Annotated in this window: 18 protein-coding genes; 9 read left to right on the forward strand and 9 right to left on the reverse strand. The window is 56.4% G+C overall.

Annotated features, from left to right (window positions below; translation table 11 throughout):
• The 5 genes from H650_RS21590 (at position 1) to H650_RS21610 (ending at position 6,278) form a co-directional block, all read left to right on the forward strand.
• On the forward strand, positions 1–1,524 hold the full coding sequence (locus H650_RS21590) for an efflux transporter outer membrane subunit (protein WP_020457138.1): 1,524 nt from the start codon (positions 1–3) through the stop codon (positions 1,522–1,524).
• 101 nt (positions 1,525–1,625) lie between these two features.
• Entirely contained in the window at positions 1,626–2,672 is a 1,047-nt protein-coding gene (locus H650_RS21595) for an aldo/keto reductase (RefSeq protein ID WP_020457139.1), read from the forward strand.
• Between the two features lie 153 nt (positions 2,673–2,825).
• Positions 2,826–4,202 (forward strand): glycoside hydrolase family 1 protein, encoded by a 1,377-nt coding sequence (locus H650_RS21600; RefSeq protein WP_020457140.1) that lies wholly within the window; start codon positions 2,826–2,828, stop codon positions 4,200–4,202.
• A gap of 24 nt (positions 4,203–4,226) precedes the next feature.
• Positions 4,227–5,546: a PTS sugar transporter subunit IIC gene (locus H650_RS21605; RefSeq protein WP_020457141.1), complete on the forward strand. Its 1,320-nt coding sequence runs from the start codon at positions 4,227–4,229 to the stop codon at positions 5,544–5,546.
• A 15-nt stretch (positions 5,547–5,561) separates the two neighbouring features.
• Positions 5,562–6,278 carry a GntR family transcriptional regulator gene (locus H650_RS21610; protein WP_017456037.1) on the forward strand — a complete coding sequence of 239 codons (717 nt, stop codon included), beginning with the start codon at positions 5,562–5,564 and terminating at the stop codon, positions 6,276–6,278.
• Positions 6,279–6,324: 46 nt separating this feature from the next.
• Here H650_RS21610 and ldtB read toward each other — a convergent pair whose 3' ends face one another.
• Positions 6,325–7,245, reverse strand: coding sequence for a L,D-transpeptidase (gene ldtB / locus H650_RS21615; protein ID WP_017456038.1), 921 nt, complete (start codon positions 7,243–7,245; stop codon positions 6,325–6,327).
• Positions 7,246–7,453: 208 nt separating this feature from the next.
• Here ldtB and H650_RS21620 point away from each other — a divergent pair, with 208 nt between their 5' ends.
• Positions 7,454–9,046 carry an ABC-F family ATPase gene (locus H650_RS21620; RefSeq protein WP_020457143.1) on the forward strand — a complete coding sequence of 531 codons (1,593 nt, stop codon included), beginning with the start codon at positions 7,454–7,456 and terminating at the stop codon, positions 9,044–9,046.
• A gap of 287 nt (positions 9,047–9,333) precedes the next feature.
• Here H650_RS21620 and H650_RS21625 read toward each other — a convergent pair whose 3' ends face one another.
• Both H650_RS21625 and H650_RS21630 read right to left on the reverse strand, forming a co-directional pair.
• A complete protein-coding gene (locus tag H650_RS21625; protein ID WP_020457144.1) occupies positions 9,334–11,700 on the reverse strand; it encodes a glycoside hydrolase family 31 protein in 2,367 nt (788 codons plus the stop codon).
• A gap of 15 nt (positions 11,701–11,715) precedes the next feature.
• Complete coding sequence (locus tag H650_RS21630; protein ID WP_020457145.1) at positions 11,716–13,017, reverse strand: MFS transporter; 1,302 nt, start codon at positions 13,015–13,017, stop codon at positions 11,716–11,718.
• 298 nt (positions 13,018–13,315) lie between these two features.
• Between H650_RS21630 and H650_RS21635 the strand changes: the two genes are divergently transcribed.
• Entirely contained in the window at positions 13,316–14,389 is a 1,074-nt protein-coding gene (locus H650_RS21635; protein WP_020457146.1) for a LacI family DNA-binding transcriptional regulator, read from the forward strand.
• Here the strand turns inward: H650_RS21635 and H650_RS21640 are convergent.
• The 6 genes from H650_RS21640 to moeA all read right to left on the reverse strand — a co-directional run bounded on the left by H650_RS21640 (position 14,386) and on the right by moeA (position 22,339).
• The gene (locus tag H650_RS21640; RefSeq protein WP_020457147.1) at positions 14,386–15,645 is read right to left on the reverse strand and encodes a DUF1479 domain-containing protein; all 1,260 of its coding nucleotides are present in this window, start codon (positions 15,643–15,645) and stop codon (positions 14,386–14,388) included. The two genes, H650_RS21635 and H650_RS21640, sit on opposite strands and share 4 nt — an antisense overlap.
• Positions 15,646–15,798: 153 nt before the next feature.
• On the reverse strand, positions 15,799–16,614 hold the full coding sequence (locus H650_RS21645; protein ID WP_020457148.1) for a Cof-type HAD-IIB family hydrolase: 816 nt from the start codon (positions 16,612–16,614) through the stop codon (positions 15,799–15,801).
• Positions 16,615–16,892: 278 nt separating this feature from the next.
• Positions 16,893–19,325 (reverse strand): formate C-acetyltransferase/glycerol dehydratase family glycyl radical enzyme, encoded by a 2,433-nt coding sequence (locus tag H650_RS21650; protein ID WP_020457149.1) that lies wholly within the window; start codon positions 19,323–19,325, stop codon positions 16,893–16,895.
• Between the two features lie 4 nt (positions 19,326–19,329).
• Complete coding sequence (locus tag H650_RS21655) at positions 19,330–20,229, reverse strand: glycyl-radical enzyme activating protein (protein WP_020457150.1); 900 nt, start codon at positions 20,227–20,229, stop codon at positions 19,330–19,332.
• 122 nt (positions 20,230–20,351) lie between these two features.
• Positions 20,352–21,104 (reverse strand): molybdopterin-synthase adenylyltransferase MoeB, encoded by a 753-nt coding sequence (gene moeB / locus H650_RS21660; protein ID WP_020457151.1) that lies wholly within the window; start codon positions 21,102–21,104, stop codon positions 20,352–20,354.
• Between the two features lie 2 nt (positions 21,105–21,106).
• Positions 21,107–22,339: a molybdopterin molybdotransferase MoeA gene (gene moeA / locus H650_RS21665; RefSeq protein WP_020457152.1), complete on the reverse strand. Its 1,233-nt coding sequence runs from the start codon at positions 22,337–22,339 to the stop codon at positions 21,107–21,109.
• 163 nt (positions 22,340–22,502) lie between these two features.
• On the opposite strand from moeA, the gene iaaA reads away from it, so the two are divergent.
• Complete coding sequence (gene iaaA / locus H650_RS21670) at positions 22,503–23,444, forward strand: beta-aspartyl-peptidase (protein ID WP_020457153.1); 942 nt, start codon at positions 22,503–22,505, stop codon at positions 23,442–23,444.
• Between the two features lie 19 nt (positions 23,445–23,463).
• Positions 23,464–25,323: a glutathione ABC transporter ATP-binding protein GsiA gene (gene gsiA / locus H650_RS21675; protein WP_170956354.1), complete on the forward strand. Its 1,860-nt coding sequence runs from the start codon at positions 23,464–23,466 to the stop codon at positions 25,321–25,323.
• Positions 25,324–25,336 lie beyond the last annotated feature (13 nt).

Consider the following 25,336-nt stretch of genomic DNA (forward strand, 5'->3'; position numbering starts at 1 on the left):
ATGACGTGGTGTCGTTTTCCCGTAACCCTGTTGTCGCTGTGGCTTGCCGGTTGTGCTGTCGGGCCGGATTACCAGGCGCCCAAGCCGCAAACGCCTGCGCGCTGGAATGATCCGGGTGACAAAGCGGTTAAATCGCAGGCCTCTTCGCAGGCGGTGAATCCGCGCTGGTGGACAACCTTCCAGTCGCCGCAGTTGAACAGCCTGATTGAGCGGGCGATTAAAGATAATCTTTCGCTCCAGCAAACCGTCCTGCGCATTGCTGGTGCGCGCGAGCAGATTAACCAGGCGGGTGGCGCGTTTCTGCCAGCGGTTAACGGGTCGCTGAAAGCGACTCGCCAGCAACTGGGCATTGAAGGTGAGCTGAAATCCCATAACGTGGAGGGCCAGTTGCAGGATGCTGACCCGGCGATCAGCGGGGCGCTTGGTGCGCTTACCCAACCGGTAAATCTCTATCAGGGCAGTTTTGATGCCCAGTGGGAACTGGATCTGTGGGGTAAAGTGCGACGCCAGGTAGAAGCGGCGTCCGCGCAGCAACAACAGGCAATTGAACAACGTAACGATGCGCTGGTGTCGCTGGAAGCCGAAGTGGCGCGCGCGTGGCTGCAACTGCGCGGTGCGCAGAACATCATTAGTACGCTGAAAACACAAATCGACAGCGCGCAGCAGACATTTACGCTGACCGAAAACCGGCAAAAAGGCGGACTTTCACCGCAACTGGATGTGGAAAATGCCCGCGCCCAGGTTGGCAACCTGGAAGCGCAACTCCCGCAATATGAAGCGCAGGAGCGCCAGGCGATGAACGCGTTAGCGATCCTGCTCGGTAAACCGCCTGGTGCGCTGGACAACGAATTGCGTAATGCGCAGCCGTTACCCGCGCTGCCGGACATTGTGCCCACCGGAATTCCGTCGACGCTGGCGCGCCGTCGGCCGGACGTTCGCGAAGCGGAAGCCAGCCTGCATGCGGCGACGGCACAGATTGGCGTTTCGGTTGCGCAGTTGTTCCCCAGCTTGTCATTGAGCGGCCAGTTTGGTCTGCGCAACAGCGAAACCAACTGGCTGACCGACTGGAGCAGCCATTTTTATAGCTTCGGCCCGCAGATTTCGATTCCCATTTTCCAGGGGGGGCGGCTGGTGTCCAGCGTCAAGCTGGCACGTGCTGAGCAGGGCGCGGCGGTGCTGAACTATCGGCAGACGGTGCTCAGTGCGCTGGGTGATGTGGAAAATGCGCTGGTCAGTTACCGCGCCGATCAGCAGCGTGAAGCGGGACTGGATAAAACGCTCAGTGCGCTGCAAAACGCTTTCTCGCTTGCCACCGACAGCTACCGTCAGGGGATCGCCAGTTTTATCGATGTGCTGGATGCTCAGCGTCAGCTGGCGCAGGCCAGCCAGCAGCGCGAGCAGGCGCGGGTACAAAGCAGCCTCGATCTGGTGGCGTTGTATAAAGCGCTCGGCGGCGGCTGGGAACCGTATCAGAATGTGCAACTCCCTGATTACAAAGTGTTTGGTGAAGCGCCGCGCGGATAATCAGAGAATTGGGCAAGAAACAGGCAGGATCCTCACATTCGCCGCCGCAGAGGATTGCGTATAACTGTCTGCGTCAACTAAACAGATGAGGAGACGCCATCATGCGCTACAAAAAACTGGGTAATACCGGACTGTTTGTTTCTGAACTGTGCCTCGGCACCATGACGTTTGGCGGTGACGACAGCGAGAGCATGTGGAGCAAAATCGGCCAGTTGCAACAGGCGCAAGCCGAGCAGTTGGTTGGCAGCGCGCTCGATGCCGGCATTAACTTTATCGATACCGCGAACGTCTATTCCGACGGGCGTTCGGAGGAGATCACCGGCCAGGCGCTGAAAAACCTGAAAGTGCCGCGTGAAAACGTTATCGTCGCGACCAAAGTGTTTGGCGAAACCGGCACCGCCGGGGTGAACTCGCGCGGCAGTTCGCGCTATCACATCATGAATAGCGTGAAAGAGAGCCTCAAGCGTATGCAACTGGATCATATTGATCTCTACCAGTTACATGGCTTTGATCCGGCCACACCCATCGAGGAGACGCTTTACGCGCTGGATAACCTTGTTCAGCACGGGCATGTGCGCTATATCGGCGTCTCTAACTGGGCGGCGTGGCAAATCGCCAAAGCGCTGGGGATTTCGGAGCGTCTTGGGCTGGCGCGCTTTGCCTCGCTTCAGGCTTATTACACTATTGCCGGCCGCGATCTGGAACGTGAACTGGTGCCGATGATGCAGAGCGAAGGCGTGGGGCTGATGGTCTGGAGCCCGCTGGCGGGCGGCTTGCTGAGCGGTAAATATAGCCGCGACGGTCAGGCACAAGCCGGTGGACGCCGCCTGGCGTTTGATTTCCCGCCGGTGAATAAAGACCGCGCTTTTGATTGCGTGGACGTTATGCGCACCATCGCCGACAGCAAAGGGGTTTCCGTGGCGCAAATCGCGCTGGCCTGGCTGCTGCATCAGCCGGTAGTCAGCAGCGTGATTATTGGCGCGAAACGCCCGGAACAACTGGACGATAACATTGCGGCGACGGCGATCCACCTGAGCGATGACGAACTGCAACAACTGGATGCAGTGAGCGCACTGCCGCGCGAATATCCCGGCTGGATGTTTGAGCGTCAGGGGGAATACCGCCGTAACCAGCTAAAACAACAGTAATTATCCTTCCTCTCAAACGCGACGCTCACCCCGTCGCGTTTTTCTTTTCTTTCGAATAGCGTCACAAAATCGCATCGTCCCTTTTGCCCATTTTTTCGCCGTTATCTATATGACTAGTCATATCTTGAAAATGACTAGTCATGGAGAAGCAATATGAGCAAAGCGTTACCGAACGGCTTTTTATGGGGTAACTCCGTATCCAGCATGCAGACCGAAGGCGCGTGGAACGAGGGCGGGAAAGGGATGTCGGTCTACGATATTCGCGAAGCCAGCGAATTTGCCTCCGACTGGAAAGTCGCCACTGATTCCTACCACCGCTATCAGGAGGATTTCGACCTGATGCAGGATCTGGGCATGAACTGCTACCGTTTCCAGATTTCCTGGAGCCGCGTTTGCCCGCAGGGTGATGGCGAGTTCAATGACGAGGGTATCGCCTTTTATGACCGCTTTATCGACGATCTGCTGGCGCGCGGCATTGAGCCGATGATCTGCCTCTACCACTTTGATATGCCGCTGTCGTTGGCAGAGCAGTACAACGGTTTTGCCGATCGGCGCGTGCAGGACGCTTTTGTACGCTACGGCAAAAAGATGATCGACTGCTTTGGCAGCCGGGTGAAGTACTGGCTGACGTTTAACGAGCAGAATATTTACCACATGCCAGGCGCGTTTCAGGTCGGTGGCTATCTGCAAGGTGAGAAAACCCTGCGTGAGCTTTATCAGATTCAGCACCATGTGATGATGGCGCATGTGCTGCTGACCCATTATCTGCACGCTACCCAGCCCGGAAAATTAATGGGCGGCATGCTGGCGCACCAGCTGGTTTATCCGGCGACCTGCAAACCGCGCGATGTATTTTGCACCACGCAATATGACGAATTCCTCAATCAAAACTTACTGCGAGTGTATGCCGGGCAGGGATACAGCCCGGAAGTGCTGGCGGTGGTCGAAAGAGAAGGTTTTCGCGATATCTACCGTGATGAGGATTTGGCGGAAATCGCGCGGGTCAAAAACGACTTTATGGCGTTTAGTTACTACGCCAGCAAAACCCTCGACAGCGATGCCATTGCGCCGGGAACCCCGGTCAATTATTTCCTGCAACAGGGCGATAAAGCGAACCCCTATCTTGAGGCGACCGAATGGGGCTGGCAAATCGATCCACTCGGTTTTCGCGCCATTATTACCCGCTATTACAACGACTGGCGCTTGCCGGTGTTCCCGATTGAAAACGGCATCGGCGTGATTGAAGACTGGGACGGCGTTAACCCGATTGAGGACGATTACCGCATTGCTTATCACCGCGACCATATCCAGGCGATGCAGGACGCCATCTTTGAGGACGGCGCACAGGTGTTGGGCTACCTCGGCTGGGGCTTGATCGACATTCTCAGTTCCCAGGGCGATATGCGTAAGCGCTACGGCGTGGTGTACGTCAATCGCGAAAACCACGACCTGAAAGATTTAAAACGCGTACCGAAAAAGAGCTATCGCTGGCTGCAACAGCTGATTCGCAGCAACGGCCGCGACATGTAAGTAACGATTGAGAGGGTAGCCGCAATGTCTGACAGCAACATCACGCCGAAAATGCAGTCATTCGTCGATAAATTTGTCGAGTTCTCCGCCCGGCTGGCAAACCAGGTGCATCTGCGATCGCTGCGTGACGCGTTTGCGGCGGTGATGCCGATTTTTATCCTCGCCGGGCTGGCGGTATTGATTAATAACGTGGTTTTCCCCTGGGTGCTGGAAGGGGAAACGCTGGCGCGTTTTAAAGTCTGGGGCGAGGCGGTGATCAACGGCACGCTGAATATCGCCGCGTTATTAATTTCGCCGATGACCGCCTGGTCGCTGGCGCGCAATAAGAACTTTGACAATCCGGTGTCGGCGGTGGTCATTGCGATCTCCAGTTTCATCATCATGATGCCGATGCAACTGGATGTGGTGCCCGCTGGCGGGAAAGCAACGGTAAGCGTGACGCAAATGCTGGCGTTCACCAACATTGGCACGACGGGGATTTTCGCCGGGGTAATTATTGGTTTGCTCTCAACGGAGCTGTTTATCCGCGTCGCCAGCGTGAAGAAATTTGCTATTTCGCTCGGGGAAAATGTGCCCTCGGCGGTGGGGCAATCTTTCTCCTCGCTGATTCCGGCAATCATTACCCTCTCGCTGTTCGCCATTGTTGCGGCGCTGCTGGCGAACCTGTTGCACACGGATTTGATTCACCTTATCACCACGCTTATCCAGCAACCGTTGCGGCAGATTAATACCAGTTTACCGGGCACGCTGTTTATCTATAGCTTTGGTAACTTTCTGTTTACGCTCGGTATTCACCAGACAGTGGTCAACGGTGTGATCCTTGAACCCCTGCTGTTGATTAACACCAACGAGAACATGCTGGCCTTTGCCAACGGGCAGCCAATCCCGCATATCATCAACAGTATTTTTGTGCCCACGTTCGGTATGATTGGCGGCACCGGCAGCACCCTTTCGCTGCTGATCGCCATCTTTATCTTCGCGAAGCAGCAGTCGGCGAAACAGGTGGCGCGGCTCGCCATCTCGCCTGGCTTATTCAATATTAATGAACCGGTGATTTTCGGTCTGCCCATCGTCTTTAACCTGCCGCTAATGATCCCGTTTGTGCTGCTTCCGGCGCTGGGGATTTGGTTTGCCTGGCTTTGTACTACGCTCGGTTGGATGTCGCGCTGTGTGGTGATGATCCCGTGGACAACGCCGCCGATTTTAAGCGCCTGGCTGGCCACCGCAGGCGACTGGCGGGCGGTGGTGGTTCAGTTGATAATCATCATCTTTGGTGTATTCTTCTACCTGCCTTTCCTCAAAATAGCCGAGAGAGTGGCCTTAAGAAACAATGGGATAGACTAAAAACGAAGGAAGGCTATGGCGGCAAAATACATCACTATCGCGCGGGAAATTAAGCGGCGCATTCTCAGCCAGCAGTACGCCGCCAGCGCACCATTGCCGGATCAGTTCGCGCTGGCGGCGGAGTTTGCCACCAGCCGGATGACCATTCAGCAGGCGATGCGCCAGCTAATTGTTGAAGGGCTGGTTTATACCCGTCAGGGCCAGGGCACGTTTATCCGCAAGAATTTCCTGCAACTGTCGCGCTGGGATCTACCCGGTAGCGACTATTTTGGCGCGACCAAAACCTGGGAAAACGTCGGTGAAGTGACCAGTAAAATCATCCGCTTCGAGTTGCGTTTCCCCACGGAAAAGGAGCAGGCCTCGCTGCTGGTGGGGCCGGATGACCCGGTGTATGACTTCATTCGCCTGCGGTTGCTGGAAGGTGAACCGATGTCGCTGGAGTTTACGCTGATGCCGGTGAACCTGGTGCCGGGGTTAAACCGCGGTCATCTGGAAAGCTCCGTGTTTCGCTATGTGCAGGACGATCTGGCGCTGAAGATTATGGGGTCATACCGCATTGTGCGCGCCTTAAAACCCTGGGCGGAAGATAAACAGTATCTGAATTGCGAAGAGACCGATCCGGTGCTGGAAGTGGAGCAGGTGATTTATCTGGAGGATGGCACGCCGCTGGAATATGCCCATTGTCATTACCGTTACGATCACGGTGGCATTATTGTGGTGAATCACGGGTAAAAAAAAGCGGAGCCATTGCTCCGCTTTTTTATGCTATCAACCGTAATCAGTTCAGACGAACCGGCATACCGGAACGGTTCTGAATTGCCTGATCAACCACGTTTGAATCAACATCAGACTGGTTGGTCACTGCCTGCACCGCTTTGGTCAGCGCAATCGGCACAATCTCACCACCGGTGAACTGCGCTTCGGTGGTGGACAGCGGGTTGTGAACTTCGATGTAGCGGCTGCCATCCGGCTCGGTGGTCGCTTTTACCGGCTCATCAATAAACTGTACGCGCGTACCGACCGGCACGTTTTCGAACAGGAATTTGATGTCGTCGTTGCGCAGACGCACACAGCCGTGGCTCACGCGCAGGCCGATACCGAAGTTAGCGTTGGTGCCGTGAATGGCGTACAGGCGGCCGATATAGAGCGCGTACAGACCCATCGGGTTATCCGGGCCAGCCGGTACAACCGGCGGCAGCGGTTGACCCATCGCTGCATATTCCGCGTGCATTTTCGCCGTCGGCGTCCAGGTCGGACCGGCTTTTTTACGTTCTACTTTGGTGGTCCAGGCAATCGGGGTGTCTTTACCCAACTGGCCGATACCGATTGGCAGCACGATCACCGTGTTGGTGCCTTTCGGATAGTAGTAGAGGCGCATTTCCGCACTGTTGATCACGATCCCTTCGTGAACCGTATCCGGCAGGATCAGCTGCTGTGGAACATTCATCACAGTGCCGCCTTTCGGCAGGTAGGCATCAATGCCTGGGTTTGCTTCCAGCATGTTGGACAGACCCATTTGATATTCAGCCGCAAAATATTCCAGCGGCTGGTTATTGCCTTCCGGAATAGTGACGACCTGGTTCTGACCGATCAAACGACTGCCATCAGTCGGCAGCGGATATGTAACAGCAGACGCGCTTTTGCAAAATCCCACGACAGCAAACGCCGCCGCTAAAAGGGTTGTTAATTTCATGTTCATCTTATGCAAGACTTATTGCCACACTGGCCGTTGGGTTGAGAATGCAGGAAGCGCATTATATGTGCATTCCACCGTCCAGGGAATTCAGATGTGTACGAAATCACACTTTTTTCCCTTTGCTTGCAGTTTAGTGGTCTGACACCAGGCAGGAATCTAATTCGGAATTGTGGCATAATAGGGTGTTTGTCACATATTTCAGGATACCTCTGTGTTAGTCACCAGCAACGTCACCATGCAATTCGGCAGCAAGCCGCTGTTCGAAAATATCTCCGTCAAATTTGGCGGCGGCAACCGTTACGGCCTGATCGGGGCTAACGGGAGTGGTAAATCCACCTTTATGAAAATCCTCGGCGGCGATTTAGAGCCGACGCTGGGTAACGTCTCTCTCGATCCGAATGAGCGCATCGGTAAGCTGCGCCAGGATCAGTTCGCCTTTGAAGAGTTCAGCGTGCTCGACACGGTGATCATGGGCCATGCGGAACTGTGGGAAGTGAAACAGGAACGCGACCGTATTTATGGCCTCGCGGAAATGAGCGAAGAGGACGGCTACAAAGTGGCCGACCTCGAAGTGCAGTACGGCGAAATGGACGGCTACTCGGCGGAAGCGCGTGCGGGCGAACTGCTGCTCGGCGTCGGTATTCCGGTTGAGCAGCATTACGGTCCGATGAGCGAAATCGCTCCCGGCTGGAAACTGCGTGTGTTACTGGCGCAGGCGCTATTTGCCAACCCGGACATTTTGCTGCTCGATGAACCGACCAACAACCTGGACATCGACACCATTCGCTGGCTGGAGCAGGTGCTGAACGAACGCGACAGCACCATGATCATCATTTCGCACGACCGCCACTTCCTTAACATGGTCTGTACGCACATGGCGGATCTCGATTACGGCGAGCTGCGTGTTTACCCCGGCAACTACGACGAATACATGACGGCGGCAACGCAGGCGCGTGAACGTCTGCTGGCGGATAACGCCAAGAAAAAAGCGCAGATCGCCGATCTGCAATCGTTCGTCAGCCGCTTTAGCGCGAACGCCTCTAAATCTCGCCAGGCGACGTCCCGCGCACGTCAGATCGACAAAATCAAACTGGAAGAGGTTAAGGCCTCCAGTCGTCAGAACCCGTTTATCCGCTTCGAACAGGACAAGAAATTGTTCCGTAACGCGCTGGAAGTGGAAGCACTTAGCAAAGGTTTTGATGAAGGCCCGCTGTTTAAAAACTTCAATCTGCTGCTGGAAGTGGGTGAGAAAATCGCCATTCTGGGTGCGAACGGCGTGGGTAAATCCACCATGCTGAAAACGCTGGTGGGCGAGCTTGAGCCCGATAATGGTACCGTTAAGTGGTCTGAAAACGCGCAAATCGGTTACTACGCGCAGGATCACGCCGAAGACTTTGATAACGATCTGACCGTCTTCGACTGGATGAGCCAGTGGAAACAGGAAGGCGATGACGAACAAGCGGTGCGCAGTATCCTCGGTCGTCTGCTGTTCAGCCAGGACGATATTAAGAAACCGGCGAAAGTGCTCTCCGGGGGTGAAAAAGGTCGCATGCTGTTCGGCAAGCTGATGATGCAAAAACCGAACATCCTCGTTATGGACGAACCGACCAACCACCTGGATATGGAATCCATCGAATCGCTGAACATGGCGCTGGAGATGTATCAGGGCACATTGATCTTCGTTTCCCACGACCGTGAGTTTGTTAGTTCGCTGGCAACCCGCGTGATTGAGATTACGCCGCAGCGCGTGGTGGATTTCTCCGGGAATTATGAGGATTATTTGCGCAGTAAAGGTATCGAATAAATTTACCGTCGTCTTCCACGCGACAGGTGTGTTGGCTGCGCCTTCGTCCCCCGGTCACTGACTTGTGTAAGCTCCCGGGGAGACTCAGGTTGGCCGCCTTCCTGTCGCGCGAAATACTGAGGTAAATACTTTACCGTCCTTTCCCACATCACAGGTGTGTTGGCTGCACCTTCGTCCCCCGGTCACTGACTTGTGTAAGTCCCCGGAGATACGCAGATTTGCTGTGAAATACTCAGGTAAATAAGTGAAGCAAGCCCGGTAAGCACATGGCTTCCGGGCTTTTCACATTAAGCAAACGTCCACTCGCTGGCCGCAATGCCATTAATTAACAACTGGCGGTTTTCACCCGCAGGCAGCGTCACTTTTAGCGCCTGCCAGGCCGGGCGATAGTCGCCGCGCGTATGTACCTGCAAATCAATGGTGCTGCCCGAGCAAACCATCTCCCACTCCAGCCACAGCGCGTTGCCCTCTTTATAGCCCCAGGACTCACCATCATCCTCAAACAGCAGGCCGCGTGAACGCCCGGGACCCTTCACCGGGAACAGGTGCAGCTCACGCGTGGTATCCGCTTTGGCATCAACATGCCTGATGCGATCGCTAAGCGGCAGACCGGCACCGGCACGCACCAGCAGCGGCAGCGTTTCCAGCGGCGCATCCAGCGTCACCCACTGGCCAGGCGCATACCAGCAACCGGTGTAAAAATCGTACCAGCCGCTATTGTTGGCTGGCAGCCAGACGCGGCGCTCGCGCTGGCCGGGTTCGACGACGCTTGCCACCAGAAGATCGCGGCCAAGCAGGAAGTCGTCGCACTCTTCGAACGTCTGCTCGTCATGTTCGTGATCGAGGAACGTCGGGCGCAGCATCGGTTCGTCGTCAGCATGTGCCTGCCACAGCAGCGTATAAAGATAGGGCAGCAGACGGTAGCGCAGCTCAATTGCGCTGCGGATCGACGGTGTGATCGCCGGATACATCCATGGTTCGTTCACTGTGTGATCGTCGTTCCACGAATGGATGGTGAAACGCGGGTGCATCACCCCGTTTTGCACCCAACGCACAAACAGCTCCGCATCCGGTTTATCGCCGGAAAAACCGCCGACATCGTGGCCCACGTTATACAAACCGGACAAACTCATGCCCACGCCCATGCGGATGTTGTAGCGCAACGTGTCCCAGTTGGTACGGTTATCACCGCTCCAGGTTTGTACATAACGCTGCATCCCGGCGCAGCCGGAACGGGAGATCAGGTACGGGCGCTTTTGCGGAGCAAAACGCTGCTGCGCTTCCATCGACGCGCGCATCATCAGCAGCGGCATCACCGGGCGAATATGTTTGATGGCAATTTGCTGGCCAAAACCGTGGCAGCGCGCTTCGCCGTCCCACACTTCAAACTCGTTGTTATCGTTCCAGGTCGAATCGATGCCCATCTCCAGCAGTTGCGTGGTGACGCCTTCCTGCCACCAGGTGACAGTCTGCGGGTTGGTAAAGTCGAGGTGTGAGCCTTCGTCATCCCAGAAACTGGAGCGTTCCGGCGCATCGGTTTCGGAATCGCGAATAAACAGACCGCGCTTCGCCACTTCGCTATAACGCGGGTGATCCTGCAACAGACAGGGTTTGATATTCGCCGCCAGTTTCAGTCCCGCATCGTGGAACGCCTGGCTCATCACCTTCGGCTGCGGCACTTTGTCGTAGTTCCAGTTAAAGACATAGCGCTTGCCGTTAATCGAGGTGTAGCCGGATGAGAGCTGGAACGAATCGCACGGAATCGCGTGTTCTTCGCACAGACGAATAAAATTCATCAGCTGGTTTTGCGCATCCGGCGCATCGGTGTAATGCATGGTTGAGCCGCTATAACCGAGGCTCCATTTCGGGCCGAACAGCGTTTTCCCGGTGAGGCACACAAACGCTTTGGTAACATCCAGCGCACGCGCGCCGGTAAAAATGTAGTAATCAATATCGCCCGCTTCCGCCTGCCAGCGGCGATAGGTGGTGTGATAGTTATCGATCTCGTTACCCAGATCCAGCCAGCAACTGCTGAGGTTGTCATAAAACAGTCCGTAGCTGATATCGTCGCGGCGGGTGAGAGTAAACGGAATATGCTTGTACAGCGGGTCGGTGCTGGCAGCGTTATAGCCCATCGCATCAAGGTTGCGCATCTCATAGCGTTGACCATTGCGTTGCAGGTTGCCCGCTTTTTCGCCGAGGCCGTAGAAACGCTCCTCTTTTTTACGGCTGAGATAGTGCGCCACGCCGTCGCCATGGGCGTTAACCAGATACGCGCTGGTCGGGCGATCGCTCGCCAGCCATTGCCACTCACCCGCGTCGTTACGGTAGTGCCACTCCAGCCACAGCGGCTGGTGCACTGTGACGCGCAGTTTTGTGCTCTCAATGGTTAATGTCTCGTGCTGTTGCGCCAGCGACCAGTGCGGCAGGCTAAAACCCGACAGATCGTCGCGCGAGCGGCCTTCCCACGGCACATCATCTTTCGGTGCAATGCTCCAGGTTCTGTCCAGCGCCAGCTCGCCTTTACGCTTGAGCAGCACGCGGAACAGGTTCTCTTCCAGCACATACAGACACAGGGTGTGTTGCCCGTCTACCAGCAGCTCAACATGGTGAGCGGCCTGGTTTTGTAACGTCCAGTTCTTCAGGGTTTTCATATCAGACATCCACAATCAGGCGCGTTTTGCGCGTCGTTCAGCAATAAATGCCACCAGGAAACAAGCGCCAATCAGGTCAAAGAAACCCATGGCAATAAACAGCGGGTTGAAACCAATTTTGTCGGCGGTGACGCCAATCAGCAGTGAGAAGAGGAAGCTGGCGATCCACGCCGCCGAGCCGCGCATGCCATTTACTGTTGCCATCTGGCCTTTATCGAAGGATTCCACCACCAGTGCGCTCAACATGCAGGAGATGATCTGATGGCCAAAACCGCCAATCGAAATCAGCACGATGGTGATGTATGGATCGCGGGTAATCGCGACAATGGCGAGCGAAATCATCAAAAATGCGCCGGTCACCGAGCTGGCAACCACCGAGTTCACGCGGGAGCAGCCAAACCAGCGGGTATAGAGTTTGGTCAGGTAACCGCTGGCGACGCTACCGAGATCGGCGGCGAGGAACGGCAGCCAGGCGAACATGGCGATCTGTTTCAGATCCATACCGTGTTCTTTCGCCAGATAGAGCGGCACCCAGAAGCTCAGCACCGCCCAGGCCGGTTCTGCCATAAACGCCGGGATGGCGATACCGTAAAAGCGTTTGTTTTTCGAGACAGTTTTCAGAGCGGTAAAGAAGGGCAGTTTGACCGCGGGTGGTTCATTATCCTGCTGAATAAAGGTCAGCTCGTCTTTACTGAGGTTCGGGTGTTTGTCCGGGTTATGGTAAAACGCCCACCACAAAATCACCCACAGCAGCGCCAGCACACCGGTAAACATAAACGCGCCCTGCCAGCCAAATGAGGCGTGAGCGAAGTAGATAATCGGCGGAGCCAGCATGGCACCAATCGAGAAGCCCACGCCCGCCCAACCGGCAGCCACCGGGCGTTCTGATTTCGGGAACCATTCGCCGATAGTTTTGGCGTTCGCCGGTGTAGCCGCCGCTTCCGATGCGCCCATGGTGAAACGCAAAATCGCCAGATGTACCCAACTGCCTGCGCCAGCGTGGAAAATACAGGCCAGCGCCCAGATGATGGCGCACACCATAAAGCCAACTTTCAGGCCAATCACGTCAATCAGCCAGCCACACAGCGGCTGGAAAATGGTGTAAGCCAGCTGAAACGCGCCGACAATCCATGAGTATTGTTCGGTGGTGATGCCGAGGCTGGTTTTTAATTCCGGTGCCAGAATCCCCAGCGAGTTTCGGGTGATGTAGTTCACCGTGACGCCGAATAAGAACAGCACCAACATCCACCAGCGTAATTTTTTGACTATCCGGCGGCTCTTGCTGGCCGCCATTTCATTGTTGATCCCCTGGCTCATTCTTTTCTCCGCATATCTTCTTGTAGGGAAGTCGGGGCAAACTCTTGCGGAGTTGTTATACCGCACAGGTTTGCATGATGATTTATCTGCATTTTTTTGGTTATTGTTCCTACAACTAGTATGGAAGTTGTATGACACGTTTACGTTAGGCGAGAAAAATCGGCAGCTAAAGTGGATTTTGTGCAAGGATTCTCATCAATCAGCGACGACATGCGGCAAACTTGTATCGATGCCATGAATATCAGGCTTTTCGATTCATGAAAATTTTCCCATTTCGGAAACGGAGCAAGATCACAGAATGGATAAAAAGCTCAAAATCACCGAAATTGCCCTGCGTACGAATCTGTCGACCAGCACGGTTTCCCGCGTGCTGGCAGGCAAAGCCAATACCAGTGAAAAAGCGCGCACAGCAGTGTTGGCCTGCGCGCGTGAGCTGGGGGTGATGGAGGGGATTGCCGCCGGGCGGCTGTTGCTGAATAACCTGATTGTTTTCGCACCGCAGCGGGCCTTTGATGAGCGTTCCGATATCTTCTATTACCGTGTGATCCAGAGCATTAACAAAGCGTTATCACCCCATGAAGTGCGGCTGCGCTACTGCGCGCTGGAAGAGCTGGACAGCGACGCCAATGAATTTCTCGCGCGCATGAACGCAGCGGAAACCCAGGCGGCGATCCTGCTGGGCATTGATGATCCCCATATTCATGACCTGGCGGCGGATATGGGTAAACCCTGCGTGTTAATCAACTGCCGTGACGGGCGTATGCGTTTGCCTTCCATCGCGCCGGATCACCGCACGATCGGCGAGTTTGCTGCAAATTATCTGTTTGATATGGGCCACCGCGAGGTGGTGAATGTGATGTGCCTGCGTCGCTACACGATGGATCTGCGCCTGGCGGGCATCAAAGAGGCCTGGCAGCGGCGCAATCTGCGTTTCCAAAGTAAGCGGGATCTGATCACCGTCCCCAGTTTTAGTGCCAAAGAAGCGGGGATGCGGGTAGGGGAGTGGCTTGATGATCCGGCGCATAAATCACCGCCTACCGCCTTTCTCGTCGGGGGCGATTTTATGGCGGAAGGCACGGTTCATGCGCTCCAGCAGCGTGGGCTGCGCGTGCCGCAGGATGTCTCGGTGATGAGCATTGACGCTTTTAATCTGGCGGCGATTCAGGATGTGCCGCTTACCGCGGTGCATGTCCCGCGTGATGAACTTGGCGTGGAGGCGGTACACCTGCTGCAACAGCGGTTGATCCGCCCGCAGGCCACTACCGGTTCGCTGTTACTCAACGGTACGCTTGCGGTGCGCGAATCGGTACGGCGGATACGTCCAGGGCAACAACGTACCGCCGTGGAGCGTGAAGGGTTGTATGACGTCTAAACGTCCATACCCAGCGCGCGCTTACCATGAATATTCAGGTCGTCCAGCGTAAAGCGGCCTGACCAGTCGCTTTCGTAGTTCTCACGCGGAAAATCGCCCGGCGAAGCACCTTGTTCCAGCGCGATCTTCACTTTGCGCGCATACGCGAGATTTTTCGCACACAGCGGCGCGGCGGGAATGTACATCACATTGCCCCAGCCTTGCTGGTTTTCCACCGGCGCAACCGAGTGGATCACATCGCAGTGCCACCATACGGAATCCCCGGCTTCCAGCGCCGGAATGCTGCTCAGGGCTTCCATCAGCAGCGGATGCCACTTCTCCGAGACCGGTAATACACGCCCTGGCGCCACACCGCAAAGCTCATCTTCCGGAACATCATCCAGCAGCGGGCGCAGCAGAATATACGCCATCGCTTCCGGGATCGGCACCACGTGCAGCAACCCTTGTCCGGGGAGCATGTCCGACAACGCTGTCCAGCCCTGGAAGGTGCGGAACACCGAACATTTGGTGGTGTTATCCACCGTGTACTCTTCCACCTCGGTGCGGTGCGCCGCATTCCACGGGTCATATTCCTCACATTTGCCGCTAAACACGCTGGCAAACACACGCTGGTAAGCGGGGAGCAGCCAGCGCTCCAGCGCACCGGAATCCGTATGCGCGCCGAGGCCTTTCGAGGTGGTTCCCGGTGGACGGCGGCGAATGCGATCCGGGTAGATGACGCTCACATCCGGATCAAACCATTGCTGGCCTTCACTTTCGAAGCGCCACAGGCGGTTGAGGAAGGATTGCACAGCGGCCATTTCCTCGCTCTGGCGCGCCTGCATCTGCGCCTGCGACCAGTAAATAGGGTAGATTTCCGGGCGCGAAGCCTCCAGCGTGCCAAAGAAGCTGTCACCAGGCCCTTTGTACACCTCATCAAAATGGTTCTGGTCGAGGTAATCCAGCATTGAGCGATCCCAGCCCAGCGCCTGCTCACGCGGGAAATGCCCCTTAATGACCGCACAACCGCGTTGCTTGATAAGCGCCCGCTGCGCCTCGCTAACCTTGCCTTGCGCAATGTCGCTGTAGGCAATTTGTGGCCACACGGATTTGCCTTGTGCTTTAAGGGCATTGATATCGGTTACGCGGGCGGCAATCTGTTCGCTCAGGCGGTTATACACCTGCTGTACATCGCCGATCTGCGCGCGCAGTTCCTGTTTCATCTGACGAATCGATGCTTTGTGATCGGTGGGCAGCGTTTCACTGGTAAAAGCCATGTTGAACCTCGCATTCTTTCATTCGAAAGTTATTTAACTTACAAATGATAAAATAAGTTAAAAAGAAGTTAATGCAAGTTTAAAAACTTGATGCGGAGCACAAAGCGGAAAATTAGCCACAGGAGGGGCCGGAGCGGGCGCTCCGGCAGAGGTTCAGCGATTGAATGGCGCGGTGTTATCAAGCACGGCCTGAATCACATTCAGGGCGCCGTGGTGGTTATTGTCATCGGTCTGATGATGGGCAATGGCTTTGATGGCGTCGCTGGCGTTGCCCATGGCGAACGAGAAATCGGTCATGCGCAGCATTTCCGCGTCGTTACCGCTGTCGCCAATGGTGACGCACTGTTGCGGCGAGATGCCCCAGCGTTTAAGCAGGCGCGTAATGCCGTTGGCTTTATGCAGACCAGGAATTATCAAATCGACAAAACCAAAGCCGCTGGTGACCGGCTTCATGATGCCGTCAAGCGAGACATGCAGAGCGTCGATCAATTGCGGGATGTCGCTGTCCGGCAAGTTCAACGAAAACTTGAACAGGGTATCGTCAATGTGCTGAAAATCGCGTACCGGCTTTAAGCGGTAATAGTGTTTCGACATCAGATCGACGAACTCTGCCGGAGCGTTTTCGCTTACGTACGCGCTTTCCAGGCCGCAGGCAACAAAGTTGAGGCTGCTGTCTTTTAACAGTTCGCCAATCACCACCTGCGCTTCGTGACGGGTCAGCTCACCGTGGAACAACTGTTGACCGTGCTCATACACCAGCGCGCCGTTTTCCGCGACGAACGAAATGGTCTCTTTCAGCTCCGGGAAGAAGGAGATCAGCTGGTAATACTGGTTGCCGCTGGCGACAACAAACTCAATATTCCGCTGACGAAGCTGCTCGAATTGCGCCATAAATCGTGTGCGATCGTACTGCTTGGCGTCATCAAGGAAGGTTCCGTCCATATCGGTAACGATAACTTTGACGGTCATACATAGAACTCCTGAATGTAACTGCGACGAGAAACATTCTAGAGATAATGTGAGGGGAAGCACAAATTTTATTTCATTCGAAAGTTTAACCGTCGTCTTTCGAACTGCAGGTGTGTTGGCTGCGGCGGCGCGCCCCGGTCACTTACTTGTGTAAGCTCCCGGGGACTTACCGCCTTGCCGCCTTCCTGCAATCCGAAATCCATAGGTTAAACATCAGATAGTAACGGACAAAAGGCGGCTGTTAGTTAATAACGAATAACGGTCATCCGGTCGCCACCTTATAAGGTATGTTCAGTACGGGCGATAATGTCGTCCTGCGCATCTGGCGACAGGGCGGTAAAGAACGCCGAATAACCGGCGACGCGCACCACCAAATCGCGATACCGATCCGGGTGTTTCTTCGCCTCCAGCAGCGTTTCGCGCGACACGATGTTGTACTGAATATGCCAGCCTTTATGCACCTCAAAGAAGGTGCGCAACAGCACCATCAGCTTTTGCTTATCGCTCTCGTTTTCCAGCGTCGACGGATTCAGTTTCTGGTTCAGCAACACCCCGCCGAGAATCGCCTCCACCGGCAATTTACCCACCGAGCTTATCACCGCCGTCGGCCCCAGATGATCGGTGCCGGACGCCGGGCTTGCGCCCTCCGCCAGCGGCGTATGCGCTTTGCGACCATCCGGTGTCGCCATCGTCGCTGCGCCAAACGGCACGTTCGCGGAAATGGACGAGGTTCCGGCGTAATAATTGCCACCGATCGGGCCGCGACCGTAACGCGGGTTGTGATACTGCTTCAGCTCATCGATATAGGTTTGATAAGCACGTACCAGCAGCGTATCCACGCTGTCATCATCGTTGCCGTATTTCGGCGCGCTGTTGACCAGCCGCTGGCGCAACTGTTCGTGCGTCAGGCCGTCAAAATCTTCTGCCAGTGCCTGCGCCAGTTGTTGTTGCCCGATAACACCCTGGTCAAAAACCAGCTTTTTCACCGCCGCGAGGCTGTTACCCAGGTTGGCGATCCCCACCTGCAAGCCGGACACCCAGTCATATTTCGCGCCACCTTGTTTAATGCTTTTCGCCCGTTCGATGCAGTCATCGACCAGCGCGGAGCAGAGAATATCAGGCACGTTCTCTTCCAGCATGGTGTCGACCACATACTCAATCTCAATGGATTTACGGGTGTAATAACGGATCTGCCGATCCCACGCCTGCATCACCTCCTCGAAGCCGTGGAAATTACCCGCCGACAGCGCCTGGATCTGCGGCTGAAAGATTTTGCCGCTGGTGGCGTCGCGTCCGCCTTCCAGTGCCGCCAGCATCACGCGGGCGAAGTTGATAAAGCTCATGCCGGTGCAGCGGTAGCCCCATTTGCCGCCAACGGCGGTTTCAATGCAGCCAATGGCCGCATAGTCGTAGGCGTCGGCGGTCTCAACGCCGAGTTTGATAAATTCTGGGATGACAATTTCATCGTTATTGAACGCGGGCATGCCAAAGCCGCAGCGAATAACCTGCACGCAGGCGTCGAGGAAGTCGTTGCTCATGCCGGCGTGGTAACGCACGCTCAGGTTCGGCTGGGTGGAACGCAGGCGTCCGCAGGATTCCAGAATCGCGTAAGAGAGCGGGTTAACCGCGTCGCGCGCTTCACCGTTATGCCACTGCTGACCGCCGATGGTGACGTTCTGATAGAGCGGGCTGCCCGCCGAGGCTTTCGAATGCGAGCCGGAGCGAATTTTGTTCACTTCCAGCAGTTTCAGCCAGCAACTGTGCAGCAGCTCAATGGCCTGTTCGCGCGGCAATGACTGCTGCAATTCAACATCGCGGCGATAGTACGGATACAGATACTGATCCATGCGTCCGAAAGAGACCGAATGCCCGTTGGATTCAATCTGCAAAATCAGCTGGATAAAGTAGCAGAGCTGCAACGCCTGCCAGAAGGTGCGCGGTGGTTCGTGGGCGATAATCAGGCAGTTTTCCGCTATCGCCAGCAGTTCATCGCGGCGGTTTTGCCGCGTCTCTTCCGCGGCCATCTGGCGTGCCAGCCCGGCAAAACGTTCGATATGCAGGCTGACGGCTTCCAGCACAATATCAATCGCTTTTAAAAATTGATCGCCATGCAGGTCGTCGAACACAGTCAGGTTGATGCGCGTCCGGCGTTCATCCACTTTGTGGCGCAACCCGTCGAGGCCAAGCTCCAGCAGCAGCGGGAAGTTCACCGCCAGGTGCGCGTCGCCAGAAGTCATATTGCCTTCGGCTTTGATAATGCCGGTTTCCAGCAGCGCTTTTTGTTCGTCAGTAAACATACCGTAACAGCGATCCTGCACCGTCTGACCGCGCCACCACGGGCAGATCTCATGCAGCACGCGTTTGTTCTCTTCGCTAACCGCAAAGCCTGCGCCGGGGCGGTCGGCGAGCTCATCGATCTCTTTTTCGATCCACGAAACGGTGTATTCGGGGAAGATCGGCGCAGCGCGCACTTCGCTTGCCTGGTTACCAATAATCAACTCGTCATGCTTGATCCAGATGGTACGTTCGGCCAGGTGATGCGCCAGCGCCAGCGCGCGGCGTACCGGCAGCGGTTTGTCCATGTTCTGCTGGTAAACCTGGGTGTAATGTCGGGCGCGCTCGGTGCAAACCGGTGGCTTCACAATATGCACCAGCGCGGTTTTATGGGCTTTTATACGATCGGTCAGGGTGTTGAGTTGCAGCGTGGTCATGGTTCTATCCTCGTAATGTCGCCGTCAGCCCTTTGCGCTGGGCACAATCCTGTGCAAACGCCAGCAGTTGCGGGGCGTCGAGCGGCTTCTCTGGGGCGGTGTAGGGTTCGCCGAGCAGGTGATACTTGTTCATGCCCAGCGTGTGGTAAGGCAAAAAATGAATGTCGCTGACGTTCAGCTCATCGGCGGCGAAGGCGGTAATGGCGCTTATGGCGTCTTTATCGGCATTAAAACCGGGGATCAGCGGCACGCGAATGGTGAGTTTTTTCCCCGCCTGTGCCAGCCGTTTCAGGTTATCCAGCACACGTTTTGCCGAGCCGCCGGTCCACTGGCGAAACGTGGCATCATCGACATGTTTTAAATCAGCGAGAAACAGATCAACAAAGGGCAGGGACGGTTCGATATAGCGCCACGGCACATGCAGGCAGGTTTCCACTGCCGTATGAATGCCGTGCTGATGGCTGCTCTGGAGCAGTTGCTGCGCCAGTTGCGGGTTCATAAACGGCTCGCCGCCGGAAAGGGTGATGCCGCCGCCGCTGCGGTCATAAAAGGGTTTATCGCGCAAAACGGTAGCCATAATATCGCCCACATCTGGCGTCTCACCGCAGACACTCAGCGCCTCGGTCGGGCAGCACCCGGTGAGCGCATCCAGCTGTCTATCATCAAGTTTTTCGCGATGGATAAGCAAACCGTTTACCGCACGTTCGATCACCTTTGGCGCGGCGTGCTGGCATAAATCACACCCGGCAAGGCACAGACGGTTGTCAAAGAGCAGATCCCGCGTGCGGCTGCGGCTCTCCGGGTTCTGGCACCAGCGGCAGCTTAACGAGCAGCCTTTCAGGAACACGACAGTGCGAATGCCCGGGCCGTCATGAGTGGAATAGCGCTGGATGTTGAAGATCATTTTTTATCTCCATTTATTTCATATGGAGATTAAATTACTTTCGAATGAAAGTTTCCGTGACGAGAGTCGACCTTTTATCGCGATGCCGGATGACGTTGCGCCATCCGGAAAATAAAGGGAGATTAACGCCCGCAGACGTCGCAGGCAGAATTGCGCAGCAGTTTCATTTCACGGAACTGGCAGGTCATCGCATCGTACATCACGATTTTTCCCGCCGCCGGCGTACCGTAATGCGCCAGCACTTTGATGGCTTCCATCGCCTGCAACGAACCAATCACCCCGACCAGCGGCGCCATGACACCCGCTTCAACACAGGTCAGCGCATTATCGCCAAACAAGCGGCTCAGACAGCGATAGCACGGGTCGTTTTCGCCCCAGGAAAAGACGCTGATCTGGCCTTCCATGCGAATGGCCGCACCGGAAACCAGCGGCACGCGATGCTGGAAACAGCCCGCGTTGAGCTGGTTACGAATCGCGACGTTATCGGTGCAATCCAGCACCAGGTCGTGTGCGGCAATCTGTGTGAGCAGCGCCGTATCATCAAGCAGGGCGTTGATGGCGGTGTAGTGCACATTGGGGTTGATGCGCAGTAACGATTCGCGCGCCGAGTCCACTTTTGCCACGCCGATATCCGCGTCGCTGTGCAGCGTCTGGCGTTGCAGGTTGGAGAGCGCCACGGTATCAAAATCGAGCAGCGTCATCTGCCCGATGCCTGCCGCGGCCAGATATTGTGTGGCGGCGCAGCCGAGGCCGCCGAGCCCGACCACCAGTACGCGAGCGGCTTTTAACCGCTCCTGGCCATCGAAATCAAAACCGCGCAAAATAATCTGCCGGTTATAGCGCATCATCTCCGTGTCGCTGAGTGCTTCAGCCATCTTTAGCCTCCGAAGAGATGGTTAAACATCTCGACATCCACCCATTCACCGGCTTCGACATTGCCACGTTCGCGCTCCAGCACCACAAAGCAGTTACCCTGGCTAAAGGAGCTGAAAATATGTGAACCCTGGTGCCCGGTGCTGCGCACTTCCAGCGTGCCATCGTCGCCACGGCTTAACACGCCACGCTGAAAATCGAGACGCCCCGGCGACTTTTTCAGGCGCTCTGCCGCACGGGCGCGAAAACGCAGCGGCTGCGTATCGGCGGTGTTACCGGCAAGTTTCGCCAGCAGCGGTTGTACCAGCTGATAAAAGGTGAGCGTCGCGGAAACCGGGTTGCCCGGCAGGCCGCAGAACCAGCTGTTTTTGAGCTTACCGAAGGCGAACGGTTTACCCGGCTTGATCGCCAGTTTCCAGAATGCGATTTCGCCCAGCTCATCGAGAATAGTTTTGGTGTAATCGGCTTCGCCCACCGACACGCCGCCGGAGCTCAGCACCACATCGGCCTGGCTGTCGGCAGCAATAAAGGTGTCGCGCAGCTTCTGCGGGTCATCCGGCACGATGCCAAGGTTAATCACCTCATAACCGAGCTGGCTCAGCATCAGGTGAACGGATAGGCGGTTGGTATCGTAGATTTGCCCGTCAGCCAGCGGCTGGCCTGGCAGTTGCAGTTCGTCGCCGGTGGAAAACAGCGCCACGCGCACTTTGCGCAGCACACTAACATCGGCAATGCCCAGCGAGGCAATGACCGGCAGCTCGGCGGCAGTCAGTTTTGTGCCCGCCGTAAAAACGCTGGCACCTTGTCGAATATCTTCGCCCGCGCGGCGGATATTCTGATTGGCCCGCACCTCGGCGGTAAAACAAATACCGGCGTCGGTCTGTTCGGTCTGTTCCTGCATCACTACCGCATCGCACCCGGCGGGGATCGGCGCACCGGTCATAATGCGTATACAGGTGCCGGCAGGCCACTCGCCGTCGAAGGGCTGCCCGGCAAACGCTTTACCCGCCACCGGCAGGGCGTTACCACTTTGTACCTCCGCCAGCCGCACGGCGTAGCCGTCCATCGCCGAGTTATCAAAACCCGGTACGTTCAGCGGAGAGATAATATCTTGCGCCACCACGCGGCCAAAACAGGCCACCAGCGGCAGGGTTTCGCTTTCAGTCAGCGGTGAAATGCGTGACAGCATCTGTGACAGGGCCGTATCGAGCGAGATCAGGCCGTTTGATGATTCCATAGTTAATATCCAGTCAACGCGATGAAGCGGCCATTATGGCAGAAAAGAGAAGGCCTCAACATGCCTTACGCCTACCCCGTTGTAATGACATTGCTTTACATCGTTGTAACGACTTTCTATATTCAGAAATCCCTCCAGGCGCAGAGAAATTCAGGCGGCACAAATGGTTAAAGCGGTAATCGCAATACACGGCGGTGCGGGTGCTATCGGCCGTGCGCAGATGAGCCCGGAAAAAGAGCAACGTTACGTACATGTACTTTCGTCAATTATCGAAACCGGACAGCGCATGCTGGAATCGGGCGTAAGCGCGCTGGATGTGGTAACGGAAGCGGTGCGGCTGCTGGAGGAGTGTCCCTTATTTAACGCCGGTATCGGCGCGGTATTTACCCGCGATGAAACCCATGAGCTGGATGCCTGCGTGATGGACGGCAACACACTACAAGCGGGCGCGGTGGCGGGCGTCAGCCGCTTGCGCAATCCGGTACTGGCGGCGCGTCTGGTGATGGAGCACAGCCCGCACGTTTTCATGATTGGCGAAGGGGCGGAAAAGTTTGCCTTTTCCCACGGTATGGAGGCGGTATCGCCGAGCCTGTTTTCCACCCCGGAACGCTTTGCGCAATTGATGGAAGCGCGCGACGCCGGGAACACCGTGCTGGATCATGGCGGTGCGCCGCTCGATGAGAGCAAAAAATTTGGCACCGTGGGGGCGGTGGCGCTGGATAAGCAGGGCAACCTGGCGGCTGCGACATCAACCGGCGGCATGACCAATAAATTACCGGGTCGCGTGGGCGACAGCCCACTGCCCGGCGCAGGTTGCTATGCCAATAACGCCAACGTGGCGGTCTCCTGCACCGGCACCGGCGAAGTATTTATCCGCGCGCTGGCGGCTTACGACATCGCCGCGCTGATGGAGTACGGCGGTTTGAGTTTGCAGGAAGCCTGCGATGCCGTGGTGATGGAAAAACTGCCGGCGCTGGGCGGTAGCGGTGGGCTGATTGCGGTTGATCGCGAAGGTAACGTGGCGTTGCCGTTCAACAGTGAAGGGATGTATCGCGCGTGGGGTTACGCGGGCGATGCGCCAAGCGTGGGCATTTATCGTGAATAATGCGAGTGGGGTTGCGCGGATGGAAACCGACGCGAACATGGTGCTGGATGTCAGTAATCTGAACGTCGCTTTCAGCCATGACAAGCAACTCGTCCCGGCGGTTCGCCATCTCTCCTTTTCCCTTAAACGCGGCGAAACGCTGGCGATTGTCGGCGAATCCGGCTCCGGTAAATCGGTTACCGCGCTCGCGTTGCTGCGCCTGATTGAGCAGGCGGGCGGCGAAGTGAGCTGCGATCATATGCGTCTGACCCGGCGTAACCGGCAGAATGTGGAGCTTACCCGGCTGAGCGCATCGCAGATGCGCAGCGTGCGCGGCGCGGATATCGCGATGATTTTTCAGGAGCCGATGACCTCGCTCAACCCGGTGTTTCCGGTGGGCGAGCAGATCGCCGAGTCAATTCGCCTGCACCAGAAGCTGGGGCGCGAAGACGCCATGATTGAAGCGCGGCGTATGCTCGATCTGGTGCGCATCCCGGAATCGCAGTCGATTTTATCCAGCTTTCCACATCAGCTTTCCGGCGGCATGCGTCAGCGCGTGATGATTGCCATGGCGCTCTCCTGTCGCCCGGCGGTGCTGATTGCCGACGAACCGACCACCGCGCTGGATGTCACGATCCAGGCGCAGATCCTGCAACTCATCGCCGTACTGCAAAAAGAGATGTCGATGGGGGTGATTTTCATCACGCACGATATGGGCGTGGTCGCTGATGTTGCCGACCGCGTACTGGTGATGAACCAGGGCGAAGCGGTAGAAACCGGCAGCGTTGAGCAGATTTTCAACCATCCGCAGCATCCGTATACCAAAGCGCTGCTGGCGGCGGTGCCCAAACTGGGGGCGATGCACGGCAGCACGCTGCCGCGCCGTTTTCCGCTGATCTCACCGAAAAACCCGGCGCATCAGGAAGCGGAAATTGAACAGGATACAGTCGTGCCGGGCGAGCCGATTTTGCAGGTGCGCGATCTGGTGGCGCGCTTCCCGCTGCGCAGCGGTATTCTTAATCGCGTCACCAAAGAGGTGCACGCTGTGGAAGGGGTGAGTTTTGATCTCTGGCCTGGCGAGACGCTGTCGCTGGTGGGCGAATCCGGCAGCGGTAAATCCACCACCGGGCGCGCGCTGCTGCGCCTGGTGGAGCACCAGAGCGGTTCTATCACCTTTAACGGCGAGCGCATTGATACGCTGCCGGATAGCAAAATGAAACGCATCCGCCGCGATATTCAGTTTATTTTTCAGGATCCGTACGCCTCGCTGGACCCGCGCCAGACCGTTGGCGATTCCATTATCGAACCGCTGCGGGTGCACAATTTATTGGGTGAAGAAGAGGGGCGGCAGCGCGTGGAGTGGCTGCTGGAGCGCGTCGGTCTGAAGCCGGAACATGCCTGGCGCTACCCGCATGAGTTTTCCGGCGGGCAGCGTCAGCGCATCTGCATTGCCCGGGCGCTGGCGCTCAACCCGCGCGTGGTGGTGGCGGACGAATCCGTTTCGGCGCTGGATGTTTCGATCCGCGCGCAAATCATCAATTTACTGCTCGATTTGCAGCGTGAGATGGGCATTGCGTTTCTGTTTATCTCGCATGATATGGCGGTGGTAGAACGCATCAGCCACCGCGTCGCGGTGATGTACCTTGGGCAAATTGTTGAGATCGGCCCACGGCAGGCGGTGTTTGAAAACCCGCAGCATCCGTATACACGTAAGTTAATGTCGGCGGTGCCGGTTGCCGACCCTGCGCACCATCACGCGCAGCGTGTGTTGTTGTCTGATGACATGCCCAGCAATATCCGCAAACGCGGCGAGTCAATGCAACGCGTGCAGTTGCAGAATGTGGGGCCGGGGCATTTTGTTGCCCGCTCGACGCCCGGCAGCACGCAATCCCGTTTTTAACTGAGCACTGGCA

The organism is Enterobacter sp. R4-368 (assembly GCF_000410515.1).
GTDB lineage: Bacteria > Pseudomonadota > Gammaproteobacteria > Enterobacterales > Enterobacteriaceae > Kosakonia.